Below are 24,506 nucleotides of genomic sequence, written 5' to 3'. Positions count from 1 at the left end.
GCAACGCAGTGGTGCGTGAGCTCGTGCGGTCACGCGTAGTCGTCAGGTGCGAACCAGCGGACGCCATGATCATGGACGATAAGCTGCGCTCGCACGGCGAGTCCGACGGCGCGACACGCTTCAGACAGTTCCCGCGCCCATTCACGGTCGGCCGGGGTCGATTCGGCGTCGCCCGGTCGTTCCCAGGCGAAGATCAGTTGTGCGGCACCGACCTCGTCGACGATGTCGGCGAGCCGATTCGCCAGCAACTGCGCCGCCGTGCCTTCGTCGCCGCAAGGCTCGTCGGGACGATCGGGGTAGCCGGCCATCGGCATGATGAGCGGCAACTGCACGTCGTCCTCGTCGAGGTAGAGCGTCCACCATTGGCGGCGGATCGCGCCCTGCAGCAGCTCGGCGACCCGCCGCTGCACCGCGCGGTCGGTCGTGAGTGGGAGGCGCTTCGCATCGTTGGCATCGAGTCGAGTCATCCTGCGATGCTCGCGCTCGGGCGATCGGCAGCGGCATCCGCAAACTGGAATGTGGAGCGGCGGCCGACCAGCGCCCTTGTGGAGGACGACCTAACTTACCGCCGCAGCACCTTTCGGGCGAGCCAGTTGCCGAAGAACTGCACGCCCTGCACGAAGACGACGATCAGCAGCACCGCGGCCCACGTGACCACGGGCTCGAACTGGCGATAGCCGTAGACGAGCGCGAAGTTTCCGAGTCCTCCACCGCCGATGACTCCGGCGACTGCCGTCATGTCGACGATCGCGACCATCACGAACGTGTACCCGAGGATGAGCGGACCGAGCGCTTCGGGGATGACGACGGTGCGCAGGATGCGGAACGGCCCGGCACCCATCGCCTTCGCCGCCTCGATCACGCCGGGTGAGACGGTGAGCAGGTTCTGCTCGACGATCCGCCCGATCGCGAACGATGCCGCAAGCGAGAGGGCGAAGATGAGCGCGTTGTTGCCGATGCCGGTACCGATCACGAACCGCGAGAGCGGCTGCACCGCGGCGATGAAGATGATGAAGGGGATCGGCCTGAAGAAGTTGATGACGACGTTCAGGGTGTTGAACACCGCACGATTCTCGAGCAGGCTCCCGGCGCGGGTCGTGTACAGCGCGAGGCCGAGGGCGAGGCCCGCGAGTCCGCCGATCAACAGCGTGAACGACACCATGTAGAGCGTCTCGACGGTGGCGACCCAGAATTCGCTCCCGAGTTCGAACAGGCGATCCATCACGCCACCTCCGTCACGTCGACGCGAGCGGCGATCTGCGCGAGCGCTGCGTCGATCGCGGCATCCGAACCCCTGATCGCGAGGGTGAGGTGCCCGAAGGCGCGCCCCTGGATGTCGTTGATTCCGCCGAACACGAGCTCGAACTCGAGGCCGGCCGCAGCGAGCTCGACGAAGACCGCGGCCTGCGAGGCATCGCCGTCGCGGAACGAGATCGTCACGATGCGGCCCTCGTGCCGCTCGCGCAGCACCGCCAGCTCGGCGGGCGACGGGATGCCCTTGACGACCGTCGAGACGAATCGCTGCGACGACGGGTTCTGCGGGTTGGAGAAGACCTCGAACACGTCGCCGTTCTCGACGACGCGACCGCCGTCCATGACCGCGACCTTCGTGGCGATCGACTGGATCACGTCCATCTCATGCGTGATCACGATCATCGTGATGCCGAACTCACGATTCACGCGCTTCAGGAGCGCGAGCACCTCTTGCGTCGTCTCGGGGTCGAGGGCGCTCGTCGCCTCGTCGGCGAGCAGGAGCTGCGGCGAGGTCGCGAGCGCACGCGCGATGCCGACGCGCTGCTTCTGGCCGCCCGAGAGTTGGTCGGGATAGCTTCTCGCCTTGTCGGTGAGGCCGACGAACTCCAGCAGCTCGTCGACCCGCGCTGCGATCTCCGCCTTCGGCCGGCCTGCGACCGTGAGCGGGTACGCGACGTTCTTCCACACCGTCTTCGAGTTGAAGAGGTTGAACTGCTGGAAGATCATGCCGATTCGGAGCCGGATGCCGCGGAGCTGACGCTCGGGAATGGCCGTGATCTCGGTGCCGTCGACGATGATGCTGCCGGAGGTCGCAGGCTCGAGCGCGTTCACGAGCCGCACGAGCGTCGACTTCCCGGCACCCGAGTACCCGATGATGCCGTAGACGTCACCGGCTTCGATATCGAGGGTCACGTCGTCGACGGCGACGATCGCCTCAGCGTTCCTCTCGGGTGACGGATACGTCTTCGTGACGTTCCGCAGGGCGACGAGCGCCATGGGGTCCTCCCTAACCCTTGGCCGCCTTCGTGTCGGCCTCGACCTTGGTGAGCGAGTCGACGAGATCGGCCACGGGCGTCTGCACCGGCACAGCGGTGTCGCCCGAGTCCTCGACGAGGGCCGCCTGCACCGCGGCGTCGGACTGGAAGATCTCGACGAGCTTCAGGTAGGTCTCGTTGTCCTTGTCTTCGGCGCGGGTGGCGAAGACGTTGACGTAGGGCAGCGCGTTCGGGTCGCTCGGGTCGTCTTGCGCGATCGCGTCGGCGAAGCTGAGGCCGGCGTCCTCGACGAAGTCGTTGTTGATGACGGCCGCAGCGAGATCGGGAAGCGACGTGGGCGTGAGCGACGCCTCGAGTGCGGTGACCTTGACCTTCGATGCGGACTCGTCGATGTCGGCGAGGTCGGAGAAGATCGTTCCGCCGCTCTTCAGCTCGATGAGCCCGGCCGACTGCAGCACGAGGAGCGCACGGGCCTGGTTCGACGCATCGTTCGGCACGGCGACCGTCTCGCCCTTCGGGATGTCCTTCACCGAGTCGTACTTCGTCGAGTAGAGGCCGAGCGGGTAGATCGCGGTCGACCCGATGGGGGTGAGGTCTTCACCGCTCGACACGTTGTAATCGGCGAGGTACACGATGTGCTGGAACTGGTTGAGGTCGAGCTCACCCTCGGTCGTCGCGGGGTTCGGCTGCGCGTAGTCCGAGAAGTCGACGACCTCGATCGTGATGCCCTCGTCGGCGGCCGCCTCCTCGAATGCGGCCCACTGCGAGTCGCCGGCTCCGACGACGCCGATCTTCACGACGTCGTTCGCGGCGTCGCCGCCGCCCGAGGCCGGGCTCGCGCACGCGGCGAGGCCGACGAGGAGCGGCACTGCGGCGAGTGCGGTGATGAGCTTGGTGCGGTGTGACATGTGGTTCCCCTTCGCGTTCGGCGCGCCGCGATCGAGTGCTGATGGCGTGATTCAGGCATGGCTCCGCCACGGTTGGTAACGGTGGGGGCTTCGATGCCGCGAGCGCGGGCGCACTTCCACGATAGGCGAATGATCTTCGCACTCGTGACCGCGTGGTCATGTCTCGTCACAGTTCCTGCGTCAGGGCGACACGGAAGTGACGGATGCTTCGAGCCGATCAGCCTTCGAGCGACTCCGAGACCTCGAGCCACCGCGTCTCGAGGTCGGCGACGGATGCCTCGAGCGCGCGCAGCTCGTCGCCGAGCACCCCGAGCCCGACATAGTCGCCCTGATCGTGACGCGCGAGCCGCTCGTGCACCGCGGCGATCTCGGCCTGCATGCGATCGAGCTTGCGGTCGATCGACGAGAGCTCCTTCTCGGCGACTCGTCGCTCGGCCCCAGCGAGCACGCGGGTGCCGACCGCCGTGGCGGCCGAGCCCGACCCGGCCGCGGCCGAAGCCGTCGCCGTCGCCGTCGTCGGTGACTCGATCCGGCCGGCCGACGCGATCGCCGATCGCGCGGCATTCGTCGATCTCCGCAGCTCGAGGTACTGGTCGACCCCGCGCGGCAGGTCGCGGAGGTGCCCGTCGAGGATCGCGAACTGCCGATCGGTCACGCGCTCGATGAGGTACCGGTCGTGGCTCACGACGAGGAGCGTGCCCGGCCAGGAGTCGAGCAGGTCCTCGATCGCGGCGAGCATGTCGGTGTCGAGGTCGTTCGTCGGCTCGTCGAGGATCAGCACGTTGGGCTCGTCGAGCAGGATGAGCAGCAACTGCAGCCGACGCTTCTGCCCGCCCGAGAGGTTCTTCACGGGCGTCGAGAGGTGGGCGTTCGTGAACCCGAGGCGCTCGAGGAGCTGCGCGGGGCTCATCTCCTTGTCGCCGACCTGGTAGCTCGTTCGCTGCTCGGCGATCACCGCGCTCACGCGCTGTTCGGTGTACTCGGCGAGCTCGGCGAGCTCTTGGCTGAGCGTCGCGATGCGCACCGTCTTGCCGCGCTTCACGCGGCCCGTCGTCGGCTGAACGGCGCCGGTGACGAGGCCGAGCAGCGTCGACTTGCCGGCTCCGTTGACGCCGAGGATGCCGGTGCGCTCGCCGGGCGCGATGCGCCACTCGAGTTCGTGCAGCACGGTGCGGGTGGCCGGTGCGCCGGGTGCGGCATCCGTCACGGGGTACTCGACCGAGACGTCGAGCAGGTCGACGACGTCTTTGCCGAGTCGAGACACCGCGAGCCGGTTGAGCTCCACGGGATTGCGTGCCGGCGGCTCGTTCTCGATGAGCTCGTTCGCCGCCTCGATGCGGAACTTCGGCTTCGACGTGCGCGCCGGCGCCCCGCGACGCAGCCAGGCGAGCTCCTTGCGCATGAGGTTCTGCCGTTTGGACTCGGATGCCGCGGCCATCCGGTCTCGTTCGACGCGCTGCAGCACGTACGCCGCGTAGCCGCCCTCGAACGGCTCGACGATGCCGTCGTGCACCTCCCACGTGCCGGTGCACACCTCGTCGAGGAACCACCGGTCGTGGGTCACGACCACGAGCGCGCCGGAATCCGTCGACCAGCGCGACTTCAGGTGACCCGCGAGCCACGCGATGCCCTCGACGTCGAGGTGGTTCGTCGGCTCGTCGAGGAACACGACGTCCCAGTCGCCGACGAGGAGCGCGGCGAGTCCGACCCGGCGTCGCTGCCCGCCCGAGAGGCTGCCGACCTGCGCGTGCCACGGGACATCCGTGAGCAGGCCCGCGATGACGTCGCGCACCTTCGCGTCGCCGGCCCACACGTGCTCCTCGATGCCGCCGACGACCGACTCGGCGACCGTCTTGCCCGGGTCGACGATGTCGGCCTGGTCGAGCATGCCGATGCGGATGCCGCGACGGCGCGTGACCCGCCCGCCGTCGGGTTCGAGCCGGTCTGCGAGGAGCTTCAGCAGCGTGGACTTGCCGTCGCCGTTGCGGCCGACGACGCCGATGCGGTCGCCCTCGTCGATGCCGAGGGTGACCTCGTCGAAGACGATCCGCGTCGGGAACTCGAGGTGCAGGCGCTCGGCGCCGAGGAGGTGTGCCATGTCCCTCCGAGCCTAATCGCCATGACCTGTGCGTTCCCGCATGTGGCGAGGGATGCATCAGGGCCGGGAGGGAAACGCGCGGGCGAACGCGAGCACGGGGCGACGGTCGGCGCCGTCGTCGGGGATCTCGCGCCGCCGCCAGCCCAGAAGGAGCTCCTCGAGCTGGCGACCGAGCTCCGTTAGCTCGTCGGCGCTCAGGCGCAACCAGGTGTGCGCCGAGACGGCGGCGTCGTCCCACGGAGGCTCCGCCGACCCCAGGAACGCGCGGGCGTGTTCGACCTGACGTCCGAGCATGACGGCCTCAGCCGCGGTCGCCGCGGACTCGGCGGCCGGCCGGTCACGGAACTGCCCGGCGGACCACCGCATCCCGCGGCTGACGAGCTTCCATCGACGCTCGCGGCGGTCGGCCGGATCCTGGGGCGCGCGCTCGACGAGTCCGGCATCGGTGAGCACCCGCAGATGGTGCGACACGCTGCCGGTGGCAACGCCGAGTGACGATGCCAGCGCTCCCGTCGTGGACGGCCCGTCGACGGCCAGCGCGTCCATGAGCCGCGCCCGGTCGGGATGCGCGAGCGCCGCCAGCGCGCGCACCTCGTCGATGGTACGTACGTCTCCGGGTCCGCCATCCTGCATGTCGTCAGTCTAGCGATATTCGCAAGCACATTTGCGCAAATCCGCTTGCGTAGATATCGTCGCGACATGACCACCACTGATATGGCCTACGCGGTCCTCGGGCGAACCGGCATGACGGTGTCGCGGTTCGCGCTGGGCACCATGATGTTCGGAGCTGCCGGCAATCCCGACCACGACGACTGCGTGCGGATCATCCACGCCGCACTCGACCGCGGCATCAACTTCGTCGACACCGCGGACATGTACTCCGGCGGCGAGTCCGAGGTCATCGTCGGGAAGGCGCTGCGCGGTCGGCGCGACGACGTGATCCTCGCGACCAAGGGCCATTTCGCACTCGAGCCGGGCCTCAACCGGAGCGGCAACTCCCGCCGCCACCTGGTGCGCGCCGTCGACGCCAGCCTGACCCGCCTCGGTACGGACTGGATCGACCTCTACCAGGTGCACCGGCCCGACTCGGACACCGACCTCGAGGAGACCCTCGGGGTGCTCACCGAACTCGTGCGGGCGGGGAAGATCCGGGCGTTCGGGTGCTCGACGTTCCCCGCCCACGAGATCGTCGAGTCGCAGCGGGTCGCCGAGGCGCGCGGCCTGATGCGGTTCCGCACCGAGCAGCCGCCGTACAACATCCTGGCGCGCGGCGCGGAGCGCGACGTGCTCCCGGTCGCGGAGCGCTGGGGAATGGGGGTGCTGACCTGGAGCCCGCTCGCATTCGGGTTCCTCACCGGTCGATACCGGCAGGGCGCGATCCCAGCCGAACGCGAGGGTCGCGCGGCGCTCCGGCCTGCCTGGTTCGATCCCGCCGATCCCACGACGACGCGCAAGCTCGACGCCGTCGAGCGGCTGATCCCCATCGCCGACGGCCTCGGCACGTCGTTGCCTGCGCTGGCTGCCGCGTTCCCACTCGCCCACCGTGCGGTCACCTCGGTCATCCTGGGGCCGCGAACCATGCCGCAACTCGAATCGCTGCTCGAGGCGCTCGGCGTCGAGCTCGACGAGGTCGTGCTCGACCGGATCGACGAGATCGTGCTTCCGGGCACCGATGTGTACGCCCCCAACGCCGCCTTCGACGTTCCCCGCCTCGCCGACCCACGCCGCCGACGGCGCGTCGGACCACTGCGCTGAGCGGGAGCCCGACCGAGGCTCAGTGCATGATGCGCGCGCCGTGCACCGGACCGTGCACGCGCACCGCGTTCAGCCTGGCCGCCGAGAGCGCGACCTGGAGTTCGAGCGCCGCATCGGTGCTGTCGGCGAGGAACGCGACCGTGGGCCCCGATCCCGAGACGATGCCTGCGAGCGCCCCGTTCGACTCTCCGAGTTCGAGGATTCCGCCGAGGCCCGGCGCGACGTCGAGGGCGGCCGCTTGGAGGTCGTTGTGCAGTGCGTCGGCGAGGCGGCGCGCGTCGCCCGCCCGGAGCGCCTGCAGCACGGCGACGTCGACGACCGGTGAGATACCGCGAGGGGCCGACTCGGGCCGCTCCTCGCGACGCCGGTCGAGCTCACGGTATACACCGGGCGTCGAGAGCCCGAACTCGGCGAGCGCGAGCACCCAGTGGAACTGGCCCGTCGCGAGCGCGGGGCTCAACCGGTCGCCGCGTCCGGTGCCGACGGCGGTGCCGCCCGTGAGGGCGAACGGCACGTCGGCGCCGAGCTTCGCCGCGAGGGCGTGCAGCTCCTCTTTCGAGAGGGCGGTGCCCCAGAGCGCGTCGCACGCGACGAGGGTGGCCGCGGCATCCGCGGACCCTCCGCCCATGCCGCCCGCGATGGGGACGTGCTTGTCGATCTCGAGGTGCACGCCGCCCGGCACGCCCGCCGTGCGCGCGAGGAGTTTCGCGGCCTTGATCGCGAGGTTGGAGCTGTCGACGGGGAGTCCCGACGTGTCGATGCTGCCGCCGAACGAGACGCTGAACTCGTCGTCGGGCCACGCGCGAACGTCTTCGTAGAGCGACACCGCCTGGTAGGCGGTGGCGACGTCGTGGTAGCCGTCGGCCTGCAGCGCGCCGACGCGCATGAACAGGTTGATCTTGCCGGGCGCACGAACGTGGACTGCCTCGTCCGTCGCCGCGATCGTCATGGCTCCACGCTAGCCCACGGCCACCGCGCAACCCGGGTCATCCGACCGCTTGCAACCAGCCGCGCATGCGTGACTTGACGTCGGCGAGTCGCGAGCCGTCGGGCATCCTCCCCCACGTGAGTCCGATGGAGGCCTTGCCGCCGGCACCGGAGCTCGAGCTGGCGAGCACGAACTCGCCGCCGTCGAGCGGGAACCTGGCGGTCGGATGCTTCGCGTCGAGGTTGAGGCCGAGCGGTTCGGTGTCGAGCTCACGCGACACGACCTCGACGAGCGCCCGCAGCGCCTCGGTCTTCTCGAGCGGCACGGTGCGGCTGACACTCGCCTCGAACGTGCCGTCTTGACGCTGCCCCGGCTCGCGGATGCCGCGCGCCTGCTCGTAGCCGACCGTCACCCCTTGCGACCACCACGGGTCGACGTCGTGCTCCCGCACGAGCCAGGTGGCGATCGCCTGGTGCTTCCACTCGGCGGCACCAGCTTGATCGAGCAGCGCGAACCACTCCTCGCGGTCTTTCCCGGTCGCCTCGCGCACCGCGTCGTCGCCGACGCCCTCGGCGTTGCTGCCAACGACCGGCTTCTTCACCATGCCTCAACGCTAGCCCCGCAGCGGGCGGCGCGGAAGGCGGCTCAGCCGGTGGCGTCAGCGGCGGCGGCGGCGCGCGCGATGCGGAGGAAGTCGGCGACGGTCAACTGCTCGCCGCGTTCCTGCGGGTCGACGCCGGCAGCCTCGAGCACCGCGGTCGCGGTCGCCGAGGTTCCGCCGAGCACCGACGAGAGCGACTGCCGGAGCATCTTGCGCCGCTGCTGGAAGGCGGCGTCGACGAGCGCGAAGGTGGCGACGCGTTCGGACTCGGTGCCCGGGACATCCGCTCGCTCGAAGCCGACGAGCACGGAATCGACGTTCGGCACCGGCCAGAACACCATGCGCGAGACCTGGCCGGCCGTGCGCCAGTTCCCGTACCAGGCGGCCTTCACGCTCGGGGCGCCGTAGACCTTCGAACCGGGGCCGGCCGCGAGCCGGTGCCCGACCTCGGACTGCACCATCACGATGCCCGACTGCAGCGAGTCGAAGTGCTCGAGCAGGTGCAGCAGCACGGGCACCGAGATGTTGTACGGCAGGTTCGCGACGAGCCGAACGGGCTCGCCGGGCAGTTCCGTGACGCGGAGCGCGTCTTGGGTGACGACCGTGAGCGGCTTGCCCGGCTGCATGATGCCGGCCGTGTGCGGCAGCTGGGCGGCGAGGCGCTTGTCGATCTCGACGGCGATGACGGATGCCCCTGCTTCGAGCAGCCCGAGCGTCAGCGACCCGAGCCCCGGCCCGATCTCGAGCACGGTCTCGCCGGCGCGCACGCCCGCCGTCTGCACGATGCGGCGCACCGTGTTGGCGTCGTGCACGAAGTTCTGTCCGAGCTTCTTGGTGGGCGTGACCTCGAGGAGCTCGGCGAGATCGCGGATCTCGGCTGGGCCCAGGAGGCGCGGCGACGCCTCGACGCCCTCGGCCTCATGCCGATGCGCGTTCACGCCGTCGTCCCAGCCGCGGGCTCGGCTTGCACGGGCTCAACTTGCACGGGGCTCATCTTGCCACGAGCCGTACACGCTCACGGTGTTCGCTGCCAGCTGTTCGCAGAATCCGCCGAGCTCGGCGCCGAGCACCTCGGCCATGAATCGCACCGTGTGCGGCACGAGGTAGGGCGCATTCGGCCGGCCGCGGAGCGGCACGGGGGTGAGGTACGGGGCATCCGTCTCGACGAGGATCCGGTCGCGCGGTGCGACCCGCAGCGCCTCGCGCAGGTTCTCGGCGTTCTTGAACGTGACATTGCCGGCGAAGGAGAGGTACCAGCCGGCATCGGCCGCGACCCGCGCAAGCTCCTCGCCGCCTGAGAAGCAGTGGAAGACGGTGCGCTCGGGCGCCCCGACCCGGCGGAGGGTCGCGACGACGTCGTCGTGCGCGTCGCGGTCGTGGATCTGCAGGGCGAGCCCGTGCCGCTTCGCGATGTCGATGTGCGCCTCGAACGAACGGAACTGCGCGCCTCGCCCGTCGTCGCCCGTGCGGTAGAAGTCGAGGCCGGTCTCGCCGATCGCCCGCACGCGTGGCCGTGCCGCGAGCTCGTCGATGACTGCGAGGGCGTCGTCGAGGGTCCGGGATGCCTCGAGCTCGGGCACCTCGTTCGGATGCAGGGCGACCGCGGCGAGGAGCCGCGGCTCGCGCGCGGCGACGTCGGCCGACCAGCGCGAGGTCGCGACATCCGTGCCGACCTGGACGGCACCGGCGATGCCGACGGATGCCGCGCGCTCGAGGTGCTCGTGCACGTCGAGCGGCAGCGCGCCGTCGGCGATCTCGAGGTGCGTGTGGTTGTCGTACACGGCGACGGGGAGCGGCTCGGGCGCGGGCGGATACGCCGCCGCGCGAGAGCCGTCGGACCGCGTGCGGAGGTGGTCGGGACCTGTCACTCCACGACTTCCACGCGTGGGAACAGCGCCTCGAGCGGGGTGACGCGCTCGCCGACGGTCCACTCGTGGGCGCGGTCGATGCGCTGCTCCTGCACGGTGCCGGGGCCGCCGAGCGCGGTCCACAGCTTCTCGGTGGCCTTCGGCAGCACGGGCGAGAGCAGCACCGCGAGCGTTCCGAGCCCGTGGTAGGCCGTGGCGAGCACGGTCTCGAGGCGATCGGCCTTCGCCGGGTCCTTCGCGAGGGTCCACGGCTCCTCGATCGTCAGGTAGCCGTTGAGCGCGTCGACGAGCTCCCAGGCGCTGCCGATCGCCTCGTGGATCGCGAGGCGATCGATGGCCGCCCACGAGGCATCCGTCGCCCGGCGCTCGACTGCCGCGATCTCGAGATCGGCTTCGGTGAGCGAGCCCGCCGCCGGCACGACCCCGTCGCGGTAGCGCGTGATCATCGCGACGACGCGCGAGGCGAGATTGCCGAAGCCGTTCGCAAGCTCCGCCTGGTAGCGCGCCGCGAGGTCTTCCCACGAGAACGAGCCGTCTTGGCCGAACGCGATGGCCCGGAGGAAGTAGTAGCGGAACGCGTCGGAGCCGAAGGTCTCGGTGATCTGCTCGGGCGCGATGCCCGTGAGCTTCGACTTCGACATCTTCTCGCCGCCGACGAGCAGCCAGCCGTGGCCGAAGACGCCCTTGGGCACGTCGAGCCCCGCGGCGAGCAGCATCGCCGGCCAGATCACGGCGTGGAAGCGCAGGATGTCTTTGCCGATCACGTGCTGGGCGGGCCAGCGGCGTGCGAACTCCTCGTCGTCCTGCCCGTAACCGACGGCGGTGATGTAGTTGAGCAGCGCGTCGAACCACACGTAGACGACGTGCGACTCGTCCCACGGCACCTTGACGCCCCAGTCGAACGTGGAGCGCGAGATCGAGAGGTCGGCGAGGCCCTGCTTCACGAACGCGACGGCCTCGTTGCGTGCGCTCTCGGGCTGCACGAAGTCGGGGCGGTCTTCGTAGAGGGCGAGGAGGTCGTCGGCGAACGCCGACATGCGGAAGAAGTAGTTCTTCTCGTGCAGGAGCTCGACGGGCTTCGAGTGGATGGCGCAGACGAGCTGCCCCTCGTACTCCCCCGTGCCCGGAACGAGCTCGGACTGCTGCTTGTACTCCTCACAGCCGACGCAGTAGTAGCCCTCGTACTCGCCCGTGTAGATGTGGCCGTCGTCGTAGAGCTTCTGCAGGAACTTCTGCACGTTCTGCTCGTGCCGGTCGTCGGTCGTGCGGATGAAGTCGTCGTTGGCGATGTCGACCGTCTGGAGCAGCGGCTTCCACGCCTCGGCGACGAGCTTGTCGGCCCACTCCTTCGGGGTGACGCCGTTCGCCGTCGCGGTGCGCAGGATCTTCTGGCCGTGCTCGTCGGTGCCCGTGAGCATCCACGTGTCGTCGCCCGCCTGGCGGTGCCAGCGTGCGAGCACGTCGGCGGCCACCTCGGTGTAGGCGTGCCCGATGTGCGGCACGTCATTCACGTAGAAAATGGGCGTGGTGATATAGAGCGAGGAGCCGTCGGCCATGCGCTCAATCCTATGGGCGAGCGGATGCCGGTGCCGCCGCGTTACGCGCCGCGCAGGCCTGCCCCGGGTCACTCGGTCACGGGCGCCTCGGACTCCTCGCTCTCGGCCCGCTCGCGGTGCTGACGTTCCTCACGTTCCTCGCGGTGCCGGCGGCGCACGCTGCCGTCGCCGATGGCGGGTGGCACGGCCTCCTCGACGTCCATGTGCTCGTGCGGAGTCGCCACGCCGAGCGTCACGTCCTGCTCCTTGATCGCCGGTTCCCGCACGCGCTGCCCGGGGTACTCGACGATCCGCAGCCCGAGCACGATCTTCCCCGGTGCCTCGCGCCGGTCGAGCGCCCGATACGCCTCGGCCACCTCGTCGAGCGGGAAGACGTCGGCGATCGGCAGGCGCACGCGGCGGTCTGCCACAAGCGTGGCGACGCGGCCGAGCGCGACGACATCGCCCGATGAGAGCTTCACGGCCTTCTCCCCCTCGACCGCGTCCCAATCGAGCACTGTCAGGATGCGCGAGCGCGGCACGCCGAGCGCGATCGCCTCGTGCGACTCACCGCCGAGGAAGTCGAGGAACGCCGTCACCGGTCCGGGCGTGAGGGCACGCACCCGCTCGGCGAGGTGTGGACCGTAGGCGGCCGGGATGACGCCGAACTGGCGCAGGAAGTCGAAGCGCATCTCGGCCGAGGTGCCGATCACCGTGGCGCCCCGCAAGCGAGCGAACTGCGCCGCGAGGCATCCGACTCCTCCGGCTGCTGCCGTCACGACGATCGTGTCGGTCGAATCGAGGCCGAGGCCCTCGACGGCCGCCCATGCCATCGTGCCCGCCGTGTGGAGCGAGCCGGCGACCTCCCACGAGAGCCCCGGCGGCTTCAGCATGAGCTGCGACTCGGGCACCGCGACGTGGGTCGCGTGTGCGCCGCGTTCGACGTATCCCATCACCTCGTCGCCGCGCGAGAACCGCCCGTTGCCCGGGCCCACGTCGATGACGACACCCGCGAGGTCGTGCCCTTGCGACGCGGGGAACTCGACCGGCCATCGATGCGGGTGATCACCACGCCTGATCGCGCTCTCGACGGGGTTCAACCCGGTCGCGAACACCTCGACGACCACTTCGCCCTCGCCCGGCTCAGGCACCGGCACTTCCACGATCTCGAGCACCTCTGGTCCGCCGAAGCGGGAGAACCTCACTGCGTGCGCCACATCGCACCTCCACGGTTGTGCGGTACTGCCATTCTCCCCCTGCCGGGCGGAGAACGACAGGAGGCCGGGTACTCTCTGCGGTCAGCGAGCCTTGCGCGCCTCGATCGCGGCATCGTAGAGCTCGCGCTTGCCCAGCCCGCTCTCGGCGGCGACGAGCGTGGCGGCATCCTTCAAGCGGGTTCCGGATGCCGCGAGCCCGAGCACTCGCTCGAGTGCATCCGCGGCATCGACGCGCTGCTCTCCTGCGCCGCCGACGACGATGCAGATCTCGCCCCGCACCCCGGCGGACGCCCATTCGGCGAGCTCGCCGAGCGGCCCGCGCTTCACCTCTTCGTGCAGCTTCGTGAGCTCACGGCACACGGCCGCCTGGCGGTCGGCGCCGAACGCCTCGGCGAGCGCGCCGAGGCTCGCGGCGAGGCGCGAGGGCCCCTCGAAGAAGACGAGCGTGCGCCGGTCGCCGGCGAGCTCGGCGAGGCGACGTGATCGCTCGCCGGCCTTGCGCGGCAGGAACCCCTCGAAGGCGAAGCGGTCGGTCGGCAGGCCCGACACCGCGAGCGCGGTGACGACCGCCGACGGACCCGGGATGACGGTGACCTCGACGCCCGCCGCGGCGGCCGCGGCGACGAGCGGGAAGCCCGGGTCGGAGACGGTCGGCATGCCCGCGTCGCTGAGCACGAGCAGATCGCGCTCGCGGGCGAGCTCGACGAGCTCGCCGGCCTTCTGCCGCTCGTTGTGCTCGTGCAACGCGATGAGACGCGGTCGGTTCGCGATGCCGAGTCCCATGAGGAGGCGCTGCGTGACCCTCGTGTCTTCTGAGGCGACGAGGGTGGCCGTCTCGAGCGCCTCACGCAATCGCGCCGACGCGTCGCCGAGGTTGCCGATGGGCGTCGCGGCGAGAATGATCATGCTCCCAGTGTGTCGCACTGACGCGGATAGGGTTGGGCGCATGGGTGTGGAGCCGGGCGCCGCAGCGGTGGGCGAGGAGCGCGGAACACGGCTCGACGCCTGGTGGGCGCGCACACTCTCGACGCCCGGCAGGCGCGCGCTCTGGTACTGGGGCGGGCCCCTTCTCGTCACGCTCATCGCCGCGGTGCTGCGGTTCTGGAACCTCGGGCATCCGCAGGCGATCGTCTTCGACGAGACCTACTACGTGAAAGACGCCTGGACCCTCCTGCAGAACGGCTACGAGTCGAGCTGGCCCGAGGGCGCCGACGCCGACTTCGCGAACGGCGACACGGGCATCTTCTCGGACGATCCGACGTACGTGGTGCATCCGCCGCTCGGCAAGTGGATGATCTCGCTCGGCATGGCCGCCTTCGGCGCGGGCGACGCGTTCTGGTGGCGGGCGACGACCGCACTCGCCGGCACGATCGCGGTGTTCCTCATCGCGATCGTCGCGCGCCGCCTGTTCTCCTCGACGGTGCTCGCCGTGATCGCCGGACTCCTCTTCGCCGTCGACGGCAATGCGATCGTGATGTCACGGGTGGCGCTCCTCGACAACTGGCTCATGCTCTTCACGCTGCTCGGGTTCTGGTTCGTGCTGCTCGACCGTGAGCAGGCTCGCCGGCTCCTCGAGTCGCGGCTCGACACTGCGCGCGAGCGCGGCCACGACCCGGCCTACGGGCCGGCGCTCTGGGCGCGGCCATGGCTGCTCGCCGCGGCCCTCGCGCTCGGCGCTGCATGCGCCGTCAAGTGGTCGGGCCTCTACTTCGTCGCCGCCTTCGGCCTCTACCTCGTGGTGGTCGACGCGCTCGCCCGCCGCCGCGCCGGTGTGCCGTTCTGGCTCACCGCGGCCGTGCTCAAGCAAGCGCCGATCACCTTCGTGATGCTCGTGCCCGTGGCCGCGGCGGCGTACCTCGCGTCGTGGACCGGCTGGCTCGTCACCGACGGCGGCTACTACCGGCACTGGGCCGCGGAGGCCGGACATGCCGCGACGGGCCTGTTCTCATGGGTGCCGCTCGCGCTGCAGAGCCTCTGGCACTACCACGAGGCGGCGTACACCTACCACGTCGGCGTGCAGCAGTCGCATCCATGGCAGGCCAATCCGCTCACGTGGCTGCTCATGGTCCGCCCGACGAACATGTACTTCGCCTCCACCGACGACGGGTCGGGCGGATGCGGCGCCGACACGTGCTGGGAATCGGTCATGGGCATCGGCAACCCGCTCGTCTGGTGGGCGGCGGCCGCGGCATCCGTGTACCTCGTCTACCGGCTCGCGCGCTATCGAGAATGGCAGGCCGGCGCCATTCTGCTCGGGCTCGCGGCCGGGTACCTGCCGTGGCTGATGTACCTGAACCGCACGGTCTTCCAGTTCTACTCGATCGTGTTCGAGCCCTACACGGTGCTCGCGCTCGTCTTCGTGATCGGCCTCGTGCTCGGCCGGGCCGACGATCCTCAGTGGCGGCGGCAACGCGGCCTCGCGATCGTCGGCATCTTCCTCGGCTTCGTCGTGCTCGTCTCGGCGTTCTTCCTGCCGCTCTGGACCGGCATGCCGATCACGCCCGAGTTCCGGCAGCTGCACTTCTGGCTGCCGACCTGGGGGTAGCGCGCTCCCCCGGCGGCGCGAAGGCCGTCCACTAGCGTTGGGGCATGCGCGCACGGATGCCGGGGCTGCTGTTGGCAGCATCCGCCGCGATCATCGCCTGGCTCGTTCACCTGGCCCTGCCCTTCGTGCCGCTCCTCACGGCGGCCGTGGTGCTCGGCATCCTCGTCGCGCAGATTCCCGCCGTGCGACCGGCGCTCGTCGGCGTGCTCGCCCCGGGCCTCGAGGTCGCGAGCCGGCACCTGCTGCGCCTCGGCATCGTGCTGCTCGGACTGAAGCTCAGCCTCGTCGACATCGCCGCGCTCGGGTGGGTGTCGATCCTCACGACGATCGCCGTCGTGGTGCTCACGTTCGTCGGCACGATCGGCCTCGGCCGTGCGCTCGGCCTGCCCGGTCACCAGCCCGTGCTCGTCGCGAGCGGATTCTCGATCTGCGGCGCCTCCGCGATCGGCGCCATGGCTGCGGCCCTGCGTGCTCGCGACGAGGAGCAAGCGGTGCCGGTGGCCCTCGTCACGCTGTGCGGCACGCTCGCGATCGCGGTGCTGCCCGCGCTGTGGAATCCCCTCGGCCTCTCGCAGACCGGATTCGGGCACTGGGTCGGTGCGGGGGTGCACGATGTCGGGCAGGTCGTCGCGACCGCGCAGGTCGCGGGCACCACGGCACTCGCGGTGGCCGTCGTCGTGAAGCTCACCCGTGTGCTCATGCTCGCCCCGATGGTCGCGATCACGGTCGCGATCGAGCGACGGCGGCCGACGGATGCCACTGCAGTGCGCACCGCGCTCGTGCCGCTCTTCGTGGCGGGCTTCCTCGCCGCGGTGCTGCTCAACACGTTCGTGCCACTGCCCGACTGGGCGCTCACGGGCGCCGACTGGGCGCAGACCGCCCTGCTCGCGATGGCACTCTTCGCCCTCGGCGCCTCGATCCGGTTCGCCGAACTCGCCCGCACGGGGTGGCGCGCACTTGTCGTGGGCCTCACGTCGTGGGCGCTCGTCGCCGGGCTCGCCTACGGGGCGGTGCTGCTCGGCTGAGCGCGCCACGCGCCCTTCAGACCTCGACGACGACCTTGCCGCGAACCGCGCCCGACTCGAGTCGCTCGACGGCGTCGGCCGTGCGCCCGAGCGGGAACACCTCGTCGACCACCGGCTGCACCGCGCCCGATTCGATGTGGCGCGCGAGCTCGGCGAGGTCGTCGCCGTTCCTGGTGGCGGCGAGCGGGCGGAGCCGCTGCGAGACGAACGGTGAGACGACGGATGCCGCGGCGATGCGCCCGAGCGGCCCGAGCACCCGGCCGCCGCCGCCCGCTGAGAGCACGAGCGTGCCCCGCGGAGTGAGCGCGCGGCGGAGGCTCGAGAGGGGATGGTTCGCGACGAGGTCGAAGATCACGTCGTACCGGTGCGCCGCCGTGAAGTCCTCGGCGGCGTAGTCGATCACGTGGTCGGCGCCGATCGCGCGGACGTGCTCGGCCTTCGCCGCGCTGCAGACGCCCGTCACCTCGGCGCCCATGGACTTGGCGAGCTGCACGACGAATCCGCCGACGCCGCCCGAGGCGCCGTTCACGAGCACGTGCTGCCCGGGCTTCACACCGGCGAGGCGCAAGCCCTGCAGGGCGGTCGAGCCCGAGACCGGAACGGCCGCGGCGTGCACGGCGTCGACGTTCCCGGGGCGGAGCGCGACGAAGCGCTCGGGCACCGCGACGAGCTCCGCCCAGCCGCCCTGGTCGGACTCGCCATAGACGGGGTCGCCGACACGGAAACGCGTGACCTTCTCGCCGACGGCCTCGACGACGCCCGCGACATCCCTGCCGAGGACCTGCTGTTTCGGACGCCGAAGACCCGACACCGTGCGAACGATGCGCGGCTCGCCGCGAAGGAGGAACACGTCGCCCACGCTCACGGCGACCGCCTGCACGCGGATGAGCACCTCGTCGGCGGCCGGCACGGGCGCGGCGACCTCGGCGAGCGAGAGCAGCTCTGGACCGCCGTACTCACTCCGGACGACCGCCCTCATGACGCGGCCGCCCCTCGGCGCTGCGGCATCCGCCGACCCGCGGTGGTCACCGCGACGACGACGCTGCCGGTCTTGTGACCCGTGTCGACGCGCCGGTGGGCGTCGACGATGTCGTCGAACGGCACGACCCGGTCGATGACCGGCGTGAGGGCGCCCGCCTCCAGGAGCTCGACGAGGAGCGCGAAGTCGGCGGCCTTCGCCTGCGCCCCGCGCAGGCCCGTGAAGAGGATGCCCGCCCGGCGACCCCGACTGAACCACCGCGTGAACGGCGCCTGCAGCATGATCGCGAGCGACGGCACGGTCGTGAGGTACACGCCCGTCGGCGTGAGCGCCTTGCGCGACTGCCCGAACGAGCGCTTGCCGACGGCGTCGAACACGACGTCGTACGCGTCGCGCGCGTCGGTGAAGTCGTCACGGGTGTAGTCGATCACCCGATCGGCGCCGATCGAGCGCACGAGCGACTCGTTCGACCCGCTGCAGACGCCGACGACGGTGGCCCCGAAGTGCTTCGCGAGCTGCACCGCCGCAGAGCCCACGGTTCCGGATGCCCCGTTCACGAGCACGGTCTGCCCGGGTCGCACCTTCGCGCCGTCGCGGAGGAAGGGCAGCGCGGTGAGGAACCCGTCGACCAGCGCGACGGCCTCGGCCTGGTCGACCTGGTCGGGCACGTGCACGATGGCGCCGTGCTCGGGAACCTTCACGAACTCTGCGTGGGCTCCGAGAAGCGGCGCGACCGTGCCGAACACGCGGTCGCCGGCGGCGAAGCGGGTCACGCTGCCGCCGACCCGTTCGACCACCCCGGCGAAGTCGGTGCCGAGCACCGGATGCTTCGGCCGCGTGAGCCCGAAGAAGAGTCGTGCGAATCGGGGCGTGCCCCAGCGGCCCGCGCTGTCGGAGGCGCCGACGACCGTGGCATCGACGCGCACGAGCACGTCGGTGTCGCCGATCCCGGGTACGCCTGCTTCGACGATGCGCACCACGTCGGGCCCGCCGTACTGCTCGTACACTGCTGTTCTCATGACGCCGTCTCCTCGGTCTCGGGGTACTGGAACACTGCATCGAGCGGGACCCCGAAGACCCGGGCGATCTGGAATGCCATCTCGAGCGAGGGCGAGTACCGCCCCTGCTCGATCGCGATGACGGTCTGGCGGGTGACGCCGATCCGCTCCGCGAGCTCGGCCTGGGTCATCTCGCCGTGGCGGAACCGCAGGGACCGGATGTCGTTCGTCACCTGCGTGGGCTTCACCATGCGGGCACGCCCTTCCGGTAGACGACCACCTTCGTCACGCTCGAGAGGATCGCCGAGAGCACGAAGGCGAGGTAGATGGCGTTCGCGATCCAGAAGTATCCCGCTTCGAACATCGCGAGCACGAGGGCGCCGAGCGCGCCGATCACGAGGAAGGCGTTGCCGACGCGCTCGCCGAGCCGGTCGATCTCCTTGTCGCGCACGTCGCCGCGCGTGCTGCCGCTCGGCACCACGATCTCGACGAGGATGCGCAGCACGATCGCCCCGACGATCGAGCCGCCGATCGTCCAGAGCACGGCCGGCACGTAGTCGATCTCGCCGACCGGCGTGCCGTTCAGCAGTTGGGGCAGCACGAGGGCGAGGTAGACGCCGTACCCTGCGACGGAGACCACGAGGAAGACCCACGTGCCCTTCTCTTCGTATGACATCTCGTCCTCCAGTGATGCGTTCGTTCGTGATGATGCGGATGATTCGGATGATGCGGATGATGCGGATGATTCGGATGATTCGGCGACTCGTCGGTTCATGCGGAGACGCGCGTCGCGGCATCCGTGGGGCCGGCCTGCGCCATCGACGCCTGGCGGCGCGCACTGCGAGCCGAGCGGATGCCGCCGACGAGCAGCCACACGATGAGCAGGACCTCGCCGATGAAGGTGAACTGCGCGATGCCCCCGCTCCACTCCGGCACGATGAGCGGAAGCGTGCCGTCGAAGACGTAGCCGACCGCGGCGATCACGACGAAGGCCCCGACGATCGCGGCGAACGCGCCGCCGTGCCGGAGCAGCAGCCACGCGACGACGGCCAGGTGCGCGCCGAAGATGATGAGGGCGCCGCTCCAGATGCTGTCGAACTCGGCGAGGCGTTGCAACGCGAGTTCGTCGCGAGTCTCAACCGGCAGCGCCTCGGTGGCACCCACGCCGGCGGCGAGTCGCTGCGCATCGACGAGCAGGCCGATCGCCGCCGCGAAGACGGCGGAGTAGGTGATCCGCAACGCCGCGGCGAGCGCAGCGGTTGCGGGCTGCGCCGGCCTGAAGACGCCCCAGAGCGCCCAGGCCACGATCACATCGAGCACGACGATGCCGACGAGCGCCACGAGGGCAGCGCCGAAGCCTCCGCCCGAAGCCCGGATGGCCTCTCCGACGCCCCCGCCGGCGGCCGCCTCGGAGCCGGTCGCGGCGGTGAGGATCGCCTCGATCGCGCCGATGCCCGGGAACGCCAGCACCACCATCGCGATGAGTGCCCCCGCCGCTGCGAACCACATTCCGTTGCCCGGATTCGTGCGGTATTCCAGTGACATGTCGGCTCCTCAGTCAGGCCATTCGATGTCAAGAACTCTTGACATCGATCAATGTAAAGGAATCTGCACACCGCGTCAAGTATTTTTTACATTGCGGGATGTGGCGAGCGAGCGCCGTGCGTGTCTCGGAAGCTGCTCGCGTCAGCCGCCGAGGCCGGTCGGCGACGCAGGGTGTTCTGGGATCGCCCGATCGGCGGCGAAGAGCTCGGGTGCCGGCTCGGTGCCGTCGGCGAGGTCGGCGAGAATGCGCCCGACGACGGGCGTGAACTTGAACCCGTGGCCCGAGAACCCTGCGCCCACCACGATCGGGCCGATGCGGTCGAGCACGAAATTCTCGTCAGGCGTCGTCGTGTAGGTGCAGCTGATGGGGGCGACCGCATCGGCGTCGACGCCCGGCAGCCAGTCGCGGGCGTACTGCTGCAGTGCCGCGAGCTGCTCGGGCTCGGCCGCGAAGTCGCGCTCGTCGGGATCGACGACCGGTCCGACGCCGTGCCAGCCCGCCTTGACTCCCTCGCCGGGAGTGAGCATGCCGTAGACGGGCGAGCGCCAGTAGTCGTAGCCCGCGTCGGCCGCACCCGGGAAGTGGTTGAAGCTCGGCCACGCTGCCGTCTCGTCTCGCACGGCGAAGTGCGCCGGTTGCTCTTGCGTGACCACGAGCGGGGGCAGGTTCACGCCGCGGAGGAGCTTCGAGGTCCACGCGCCGGCGGTGACCACGGCGGTGCGGGCCTCGAACACCTCGGCGACGCCGGCATCGGTGACGGATGCCACGCGCACGCGCCCGTCGTCGAGCACGTCGATGCGCGTGGCCTGGGTGCGATGCCGCACGTCGGCTCCGGCGGCCGCCGCCGTGGCGTGGAGCGCCCGCACCGTGGCATCCGCGTTCACCCGGCCCGCTTGCTCGTTGAAGAGCACTCGCGTGTCGAAGCGGATGCCCGACCAGCGCTCGGCCGCCTCCTCGACCCCCAGGAACTCGGCGGCGATGCCCGCTGCGGTGAGCGCGTCGTGCACGTCGTCGAAGGCGCCGCTCGGGCCATGGTTCGCGACGCCGACGAGGTCGAGCAGCGAAGCGCCGCTCTCGGCCTCGAGCTCGCGCCAGAGCGGCAGGGCTTCGACGAGGAGCTGCACGTAGGTCGGGTCGGAGTAGGCGACGTTGAAGTTGCGCGACGCACCGTGCGACGCTCCCAGGCGATGGCCCGGCTCGTAGCGTTCCAGCACGACGACCTCGCGCCCGCGCCGCGCGAGCTGCCACGCCGTGGCGGCGCCCATGGCGCCGGCGCCCACCACGATCGTCTCGACCCGGGTCACCATGACGTCACGCCTCAGGTCGCACGCCGAGCACCTCGGTGAAGTGCTCGACCACGGGGAACGGCTCGTAGAAGTGGTGGAGCAGCTCGCGCCACCGGCCGTACTCGGGCGAGCCGCGGAACCCGACCGAGTGCGCCTCGACGCTCTCCCAGTGCACGAGCAGGAGGTACTCGTTCGGCGTCTCGACCGACCGCGAGAGGCGCAGGTCGATGAAGCCGGGCATCCCGGCGATGATCGGCTTCGCCTCCGCGAACGCGGCTTCGAAGTCGGCCTCGCGGCCGGGCTTCACGGGCAGGATCGCATGTTCGAGGATCACGCCTCTCAGCGTATCGACGTCGATGCGACATCATGAGGGAATGGACTTCGACGACACCGCCGCCCTCCTCGTGATCGACGTGCAGCTGGGATTCGACGACCCCTCGTGGGGCGCGCGCGACAATCCCGACGCCGAGGCGAACATCGGTCGCCTCATCGCCGCGTGGTCGGATGCCTCGCGCCCGATCGTGCTCGTGCGCCACGACTCGATCGCCGAGGGCTCACCGCTCGACGCGGGCTCCCCCGGCAACGCATTCAAAGACGTCGTCGCGGATGCCCCGCACGAGCTCCTCGTCACGAAGCAGACCAACTCCGCGTTCTACGGCGAGCCCGACCTGCACGGATGGCTCGGTGCCCGCGGCATCCGTCAGCTCGTGATCGCCGGCATCCAGACGAACATGTGCGTCGAGACCACCGCCCGGATGGCCGGCAACCTCGGCTACGACGTCACCGTGCCGCTCGACGCGACCCACACGTTCGACCTCGAGGGGCCCGGCGGCATCCGGCTCACCGCCGCCGAACTCGCCCGGGCGACCGCCGTGAACCTCTCGGGCGGCGAATTCGCGCGCGTCGTCACGACCGACGAGGTCCTCGACGCGGCACGTGGCTGAGCCGACTGCGGCTTCCGGGCGCGACACGCCGACGCGGCATCCGTTGCCCTGCGTTACGTCCCGAAGCGGATGCCCAGGCGGGCCGCAGTAGCGTGAGGGCCATGGCAGACCGCGAATACGGCTTCAAGACCCGCGCCATTCATGCGGGCAACATCCCCGACCAGGTGACGGGCGCACGCGCGCTCCCGATCTACCAGTCGAGTGCATTCGTCTTCGACGACACCGCGGATGCCGCGGCCCGGTTCGCGCTGCAGAAGTACGGCAACATCTACTCGCGCCTCGCCAACCCGACGGTGGCGAGCTTCGAGGAGCGCGTCGCGAGCCTCGAGGGCGGGCTCGGCGCCGTGGCAACGGCCAGCGGACTGTCGGCGCAGTACATCACGTTCGCGAGCCTCGCCGGCAGCGGCGACCACATCGTGGCGAGCGCGAACCTCTACGGCGGCTCGATCACCCAGCTCGACGTCACGCTCCGCCGCTTCGGCATCGAGACGACCTTCGTGCAGAGCGCGAACGCCGAGGACTACGCCGCCGCGATCACCCCGAACACGAAGGCACTCTTCGTCGAGACGATCGCGAACCCGTCGGGCGAGATCGCCGACCTCGAGGCCCTCGCCGACGTCGCGCACGCCCACGGCATCCCGTTCATCGTCGACTCGACGATCCCCACGCCCTACCTCAGCCGGCCCATCGAGTGGGGCGCCGACATCGTGACGCACTCCGCCACGAAGTTCCTCGGCGGGCACGGCACGACCCTCGGCGGCGTCGTCGTCGAGTCGGGCACCTTCCACTGGCACTCCGAGAAGTTCCCGCTCTTCGGCCAGCCCGTGCCGAGCTACGGCGGCCTGCAGTGGTCGGGCAACTTCGGCGAGTACGCGTTCCTCACCCGGCTCCGCGCCGAGCAGTTGCGCGACATCGGCCCGGCGCTCGCACCGCACTCGGCGTTCCTCCTCGCGCAGGGCGTCGAGACGCTGCCGTATCGCATCCAGGCGCACCTCGACAACGCACGTGCGGTCGCCGAATGGCTCGAGGCCGACCCGCGCATCGAGCGAGTGTTCTGGGCGGGCCTGCCGGGGCATCCGCACTTCGATCGTGCGCAGAAGTACCTGCCGAAGGGCCCTGGCTCGGTGTTCAGCTTCGAGGTCAAGGGCGGCCGCGCCGCCGGCCAGGCCCTCATCGAGTCGGTGAACCTCGCGAGCCACCTCGCGAACATCGGCGACGCGAAGACGCTCATCATCCACCCGGCCTCGACGACCCACGCACAGCTCACCGAGCAGCAGCTCCTCGATGCCGGCGTGCTTCCCGGGGTTGTGCGCCTGTCGGTCGGCATCGAGGATGTTGAGGACATCATCGACGACCTCGACCAGGCACTCACCATTGCGACGAAGGGAGCAGCCCGATGACGACGGCTGTCGGCACCACCCTCACGAACGAGCTCGCGGATGCCGCGGCATCCGAAGATCTCGAGACCGTACGCCTTGTCAACGGCCTCTCGTGCGAGCTGCCCGCGAACTCGCCGCTCGCCAAGCTCCTGCACTCGCAACGCACGTGGACCGGCCCCGATGCGAAGGCTCGCCTCGCGATCCTCCGCGCGGCGAAGTCGGTCGCGATCGTCGGCGCCTCGCCGAACCCCTCGCGTTCGAGCTTCTTCGTCGGCACGTACCTGCAGCAGTCGAGCGACTACCGCTTGTACTTCGTCAACCCGAACGCGACCGAGATCCTCGGCCAGCCCGCCTACCCCGATCTCGCGAGCCTGCCCGAGGTGCCCGACATCGTCGTGGTCTTCCGCCGCGGCAGCGACATCCCGAGCGTTGTCGACGACGTCGTCTCGATCGGCGCGAAGACCATCTGGGTGCAGCTCGGCATCTGGAACGAGCAGGCCGCCTACGACGGCGAGGCCAAGGGACTCACGGTCGTCATGGACCGCTGCATCAAGGTCGAGCACGCCCGCTTCCACGGTGGCCTGCACCTGCTGGGCTTCGACACCGGGCAGATCACGGCGCGCAAGACGCTGCGCTGAGCTGAGG

The 24,506-nt window shown here is 70.3% G+C and carries 26 protein-coding genes; 6 read left to right on the top strand and 20 right to left on the bottom strand.

Features of this window, described 5'->3' with window-relative positions:
* Positions 1 to 29 precede the first annotated feature (29 nt).
* The 6 genes from ESP51_RS08925 to ESP51_RS08900 all read right to left on the bottom strand — a co-directional run bounded on the left by ESP51_RS08925 (position 30) and on the right by ESP51_RS08900 (position 5,888).
* On the bottom strand, positions 30 to 467 hold the full coding sequence (locus ESP51_RS08925; protein ID WP_129520558.1) for a hypothetical protein: 438 nt from the start codon (positions 465 to 467) through the stop codon (positions 30 to 32).
* Between the two features lie 95 nt (positions 468 to 562).
* On the bottom strand, positions 563 to 1,222 hold the full coding sequence (locus tag ESP51_RS08920; RefSeq protein ID WP_129520557.1) for a methionine ABC transporter permease: 660 nt from the start codon (positions 1,220 to 1,222) through the stop codon (positions 563 to 565).
* On the bottom strand, positions 1,222 to 2,250 hold the full coding sequence (locus ESP51_RS08915) for a methionine ABC transporter ATP-binding protein (protein WP_129520556.1): 1,029 nt from the start codon (positions 2,248 to 2,250) through the stop codon (positions 1,222 to 1,224). Before ESP51_RS08915 ends, ESP51_RS08920 begins: the two co-directional genes overlap by 1 nt.
* Before the next feature lie 10 nt (positions 2,251 to 2,260).
* A complete protein-coding gene (locus tag ESP51_RS08910) occupies positions 2,261 to 3,157 on the bottom strand; it encodes a MetQ/NlpA family ABC transporter substrate-binding protein (RefSeq protein WP_129520555.1) in 897 nt (298 codons plus the stop codon).
* 217 nt (positions 3,158 to 3,374) lie between these two features.
* Positions 3,375 to 5,255, bottom strand: a complete 1,881-nt coding sequence (locus ESP51_RS08905) for an ABC-F family ATP-binding cassette domain-containing protein (protein ID WP_129520554.1) — start codon at positions 5,253 to 5,255, stop codon at positions 3,375 to 3,377.
* Positions 5,256 to 5,312: 57 nt separating this feature from the next.
* Positions 5,313 to 5,888, bottom strand: a complete 576-nt coding sequence (locus tag ESP51_RS08900) for a helix-turn-helix domain-containing protein (protein ID WP_129520553.1) — start codon at positions 5,886 to 5,888, stop codon at positions 5,313 to 5,315.
* A 66-nt stretch (positions 5,889 to 5,954) separates the two neighbouring features.
* On the opposite strand from ESP51_RS08900, the gene ESP51_RS08895 reads away from it, so the two are divergent.
* Complete coding sequence (locus tag ESP51_RS08895; protein ID WP_206737255.1) at positions 5,955 to 7,010, top strand: aldo/keto reductase; 1,056 nt, start codon at positions 5,955 to 5,957, stop codon at positions 7,008 to 7,010.
* A 19-nt stretch (positions 7,011 to 7,029) separates the two neighbouring features.
* Here the strand turns inward: ESP51_RS08895 and ESP51_RS08890 are convergent, their stop codons facing one another.
* From ESP51_RS08890 to rsmI, 7 genes are all read right to left on the bottom strand, one after another.
* Positions 7,030 to 7,959 carry a 4-(cytidine 5'-diphospho)-2-C-methyl-D-erythritol kinase gene (locus ESP51_RS08890; RefSeq protein ID WP_129520552.1) on the bottom strand — a complete coding sequence of 310 codons (930 nt, stop codon included), beginning with the start codon at positions 7,957 to 7,959 and terminating at the stop codon, positions 7,030 to 7,032.
* 37 nt (positions 7,960 to 7,996) lie between these two features.
* Entirely contained in the window at positions 7,997 to 8,542 is a 546-nt protein-coding gene (locus ESP51_RS08885; RefSeq protein WP_129520551.1) for a DUF4287 domain-containing protein, read from the bottom strand.
* 41 nt (positions 8,543 to 8,583) lie between these two features.
* Positions 8,584 to 9,477 (bottom strand): 16S rRNA (adenine(1518)-N(6)/adenine(1519)-N(6))-dimethyltransferase RsmA, encoded by an 894-nt coding sequence (gene rsmA / locus ESP51_RS08880; RefSeq protein WP_129520550.1) that lies wholly within the window; start codon positions 9,475 to 9,477, stop codon positions 8,584 to 8,586.
* A 36-nt stretch (positions 9,478 to 9,513) separates the two neighbouring features.
* Positions 9,514 to 10,407 carry a TatD family hydrolase gene (locus ESP51_RS08875; RefSeq protein ID WP_129520549.1) on the bottom strand — a complete coding sequence of 298 codons (894 nt, stop codon included), beginning with the start codon at positions 10,405 to 10,407 and terminating at the stop codon, positions 9,514 to 9,516.
* A complete protein-coding gene (metG, locus tag ESP51_RS08870) occupies positions 10,404 to 11,963 on the bottom strand; it encodes a methionine--tRNA ligase (RefSeq protein ID WP_129520548.1) in 1,560 nt (519 codons plus the stop codon). Before metG ends, ESP51_RS08875 begins: the two co-directional genes overlap by 4 nt.
* Before the next feature lie 68 nt (positions 11,964 to 12,031).
* Positions 12,032 to 13,147 (bottom strand): NADP-dependent oxidoreductase, encoded by a 1,116-nt coding sequence (locus tag ESP51_RS08865; protein WP_129520547.1) that lies wholly within the window; start codon positions 13,145 to 13,147, stop codon positions 12,032 to 12,034.
* 93 nt (positions 13,148 to 13,240) lie between these two features.
* Positions 13,241 to 14,065, bottom strand: coding sequence for a 16S rRNA (cytidine(1402)-2'-O)-methyltransferase (rsmI, locus tag ESP51_RS08860; protein WP_129520546.1), 825 nt, complete (start codon positions 14,063 to 14,065; stop codon positions 13,241 to 13,243).
* Between the two features lie 40 nt (positions 14,066 to 14,105).
* On the opposite strand from rsmI, the gene ESP51_RS08855 reads away from it, so the two are divergent.
* Entirely contained in the window at positions 14,106 to 15,704 is a 1,599-nt protein-coding gene (locus ESP51_RS08855) for a dolichyl-phosphate-mannose--protein mannosyltransferase (RefSeq protein WP_129520545.1), read from the top strand.
* Between the two features lie 44 nt (positions 15,705 to 15,748).
* Positions 15,749 to 16,729 (top strand): YeiH family protein, encoded by a 981-nt coding sequence (locus tag ESP51_RS08850; RefSeq protein ID WP_129520544.1) that lies wholly within the window; start codon positions 15,749 to 15,751, stop codon positions 16,727 to 16,729.
* Between the two features lie 16 nt (positions 16,730 to 16,745).
* On the opposite strand, the gene ESP51_RS08845 is transcribed toward ESP51_RS08850, so the two are convergent.
* The 7 genes from ESP51_RS08845 to ESP51_RS08815 all read right to left on the bottom strand — a co-directional run bounded on the left by ESP51_RS08845 (position 16,746) and on the right by ESP51_RS08815 (position 21,872).
* Positions 16,746 to 17,708 carry an NAD(P)-dependent alcohol dehydrogenase gene (locus tag ESP51_RS08845; protein WP_129520543.1) on the bottom strand — a complete coding sequence of 321 codons (963 nt, stop codon included), beginning with the start codon at positions 17,706 to 17,708 and terminating at the stop codon, positions 16,746 to 16,748.
* Positions 17,705 to 18,727, bottom strand: a complete 1,023-nt coding sequence (locus tag ESP51_RS08840; RefSeq protein WP_129520542.1) for an NAD(P)-dependent alcohol dehydrogenase — start codon at positions 18,725 to 18,727, stop codon at positions 17,705 to 17,707. The genes ESP51_RS08845 and ESP51_RS08840 overlap by 4 nt, the downstream gene beginning before the upstream one ends.
* Positions 18,724 to 18,957: a helix-turn-helix transcriptional regulator gene (locus ESP51_RS08835; protein ID WP_129520541.1), complete on the bottom strand. Its 234-nt coding sequence runs from the start codon at positions 18,955 to 18,957 to the stop codon at positions 18,724 to 18,726. The genes ESP51_RS08840 and ESP51_RS08835 overlap by 4 nt, the downstream gene beginning before the upstream one ends.
* A complete protein-coding gene (locus tag ESP51_RS08830; protein WP_129520540.1) occupies positions 18,951 to 19,382 on the bottom strand; it encodes a hypothetical protein in 432 nt (143 codons plus the stop codon). The genes ESP51_RS08835 and ESP51_RS08830 overlap by 7 nt, the downstream gene beginning before the upstream one ends.
* Positions 19,383 to 19,477: 95 nt before the next feature.
* The gene (locus tag ESP51_RS08825; RefSeq protein WP_129520539.1) at positions 19,478 to 20,251 is read right to left on the bottom strand and encodes a DUF4386 domain-containing protein; all 774 of its coding nucleotides are present in this window, start codon (positions 20,249 to 20,251) and stop codon (positions 19,478 to 19,480) included.
* A 141-nt stretch (positions 20,252 to 20,392) separates the two neighbouring features.
* Positions 20,393 to 21,559, bottom strand: a complete 1,167-nt coding sequence (locus ESP51_RS08820; protein ID WP_129520538.1) for an FAD-dependent oxidoreductase — start codon at positions 21,557 to 21,559, stop codon at positions 20,393 to 20,395.
* Positions 21,560 to 21,563: 4 nt separating this feature from the next.
* Positions 21,564 to 21,872: an antibiotic biosynthesis monooxygenase family protein gene (locus ESP51_RS08815; protein ID WP_129520537.1), complete on the bottom strand. Its 309-nt coding sequence runs from the start codon at positions 21,870 to 21,872 to the stop codon at positions 21,564 to 21,566.
* Between the two features lie 40 nt (positions 21,873 to 21,912).
* Here ESP51_RS08815 and ESP51_RS08810 point away from each other — a divergent pair, with 40 nt between their 5' ends.
* The 3 genes from ESP51_RS08810 (at position 21,913) to ESP51_RS08800 (ending at position 24,499) form a co-directional block, all read left to right on the top strand.
* Positions 21,913 to 22,482, top strand: a complete 570-nt coding sequence (locus ESP51_RS08810) for a cysteine hydrolase family protein (protein ID WP_129520536.1) — start codon at positions 21,913 to 21,915, stop codon at positions 22,480 to 22,482.
* A 101-nt stretch (positions 22,483 to 22,583) separates the two neighbouring features.
* Complete coding sequence (locus ESP51_RS08805) at positions 22,584 to 23,882, top strand: O-acetylhomoserine aminocarboxypropyltransferase/cysteine synthase family protein (protein ID WP_129520535.1); 1,299 nt, start codon at positions 22,584 to 22,586, stop codon at positions 23,880 to 23,882.
* Positions 23,879 to 24,499, top strand: coding sequence for a CoA-binding protein (locus tag ESP51_RS08800; protein WP_129520534.1), 621 nt, complete (start codon positions 23,879 to 23,881; stop codon positions 24,497 to 24,499). Before ESP51_RS08805 ends, ESP51_RS08800 begins: the two co-directional genes overlap by 4 nt.
* Positions 24,500 to 24,506 lie beyond the last annotated feature (7 nt).

It is taken from the genome of Agromyces albus, from assembly GCF_004134825.1.
Lineage (GTDB): Bacteria > Actinomycetota > Actinomycetes > Actinomycetales > Microbacteriaceae > Agromyces > Agromyces albus.
Note: the sequence above shows the minus strand (reverse complement) of the source record. Positions and strands in the feature narration are given on the sequence as shown.

Coding starts and splice junctions, on each gene's coding strand:
- ESP51_RS08820 (WP_129520538.1), bottom strand. CDS start 21,559: ATGGTGACCCGGGTCGAGACGATCGTGGTGGGCGCCGGCGCCATGGGC.
- ESP51_RS08885 (WP_129520551.1), bottom strand. CDS start 8,542: ATGGTGAAGAAGCCGGTCGTTGGCAGCAACGCCGAGGGCGTCGGCGAC.
- ESP51_RS08835 (WP_129520541.1), bottom strand. CDS start 18,957: ATGGTGAAGCCCACGCAGGTGACGAACGACATCCGGTCCCTGCGGTTC.
- metG (WP_129520548.1), bottom strand. CDS start 11,963: ATGGCCGACGGCTCCTCGCTCTATATCACCACGCCCATTTTCTACGTG.
- ESP51_RS08800 (WP_129520534.1), top strand. CDS start 23,879: ATGACGACGGCTGTCGGCACCACCCTCACGAACGAGCTCGCGGATGCC.
- ESP51_RS08905 (WP_129520554.1), bottom strand. CDS start 5,255: ATGGCACACCTCCTCGGCGCCGAGCGCCTGCACCTCGAGTTCCCGACG.
- ESP51_RS08910 (WP_129520555.1), bottom strand. CDS start 3,157: ATGTCACACCGCACCAAGCTCATCACCGCACTCGCCGCAGTGCCGCTC.
- ESP51_RS08920 (WP_129520557.1), bottom strand. CDS start 1,222: ATGGATCGCCTGTTCGAACTCGGGAGCGAATTCTGGGTCGCCACCGTC.
- ESP51_RS08830 (WP_129520540.1), bottom strand. CDS start 19,382: ATGTCATACGAAGAGAAGGGCACGTGGGTCTTCCTCGTGGTCTCCGTC.
- ESP51_RS08810 (WP_129520536.1), top strand. CDS start 21,913: ATGGACTTCGACGACACCGCCGCCCTCCTCGTGATCGACGTGCAGCTG.
- ESP51_RS08855 (WP_129520545.1), top strand. CDS start 14,106: ATGGGTGTGGAGCCGGGCGCCGCAGCGGTGGGCGAGGAGCGCGGAACA.
- ESP51_RS08840 (WP_129520542.1), bottom strand. CDS start 18,727: ATGAGAACAGCAGTGTACGAGCAGTACGGCGGGCCCGACGTGGTGCGC.
- ESP51_RS08850 (WP_129520544.1), top strand. CDS start 15,749: ATGCGCGCACGGATGCCGGGGCTGCTGTTGGCAGCATCCGCCGCGATC.
- ESP51_RS08925 (WP_129520558.1), bottom strand. CDS start 467: ATGACTCGACTCGATGCCAACGATGCGAAGCGCCTCCCACTCACGACC.
- ESP51_RS08895 (WP_206737255.1), top strand. CDS start 5,955: ATGACCACCACTGATATGGCCTACGCGGTCCTCGGGCGAACCGGCATG.
- ESP51_RS08915 (WP_129520556.1), bottom strand. CDS start 2,250: ATGGCGCTCGTCGCCCTGCGGAACGTCACGAAGACGTATCCGTCACCC.
- ESP51_RS08890 (WP_129520552.1), bottom strand. CDS start 7,959: ATGACGATCGCGGCGACGGACGAGGCAGTCCACGTTCGTGCGCCCGGC.
- ESP51_RS08825 (WP_129520539.1), bottom strand. CDS start 20,251: ATGTCACTGGAATACCGCACGAATCCGGGCAACGGAATGTGGTTCGCA.
- rsmI (WP_129520546.1), bottom strand. CDS start 14,065: ATGATCATTCTCGCCGCGACGCCCATCGGCAACCTCGGCGACGCGTCG.
- ESP51_RS08900 (WP_129520553.1), bottom strand. CDS start 5,888: ATGCAGGATGGCGGACCCGGAGACGTACGTACCATCGACGAGGTGCGC.
- ESP51_RS08805 (WP_129520535.1), top strand. CDS start 22,584: ATGGCAGACCGCGAATACGGCTTCAAGACCCGCGCCATTCATGCGGGC.
- ESP51_RS08845 (WP_129520543.1), bottom strand. CDS start 17,708: ATGAGGGCGGTCGTCCGGAGTGAGTACGGCGGTCCAGAGCTGCTCTCG.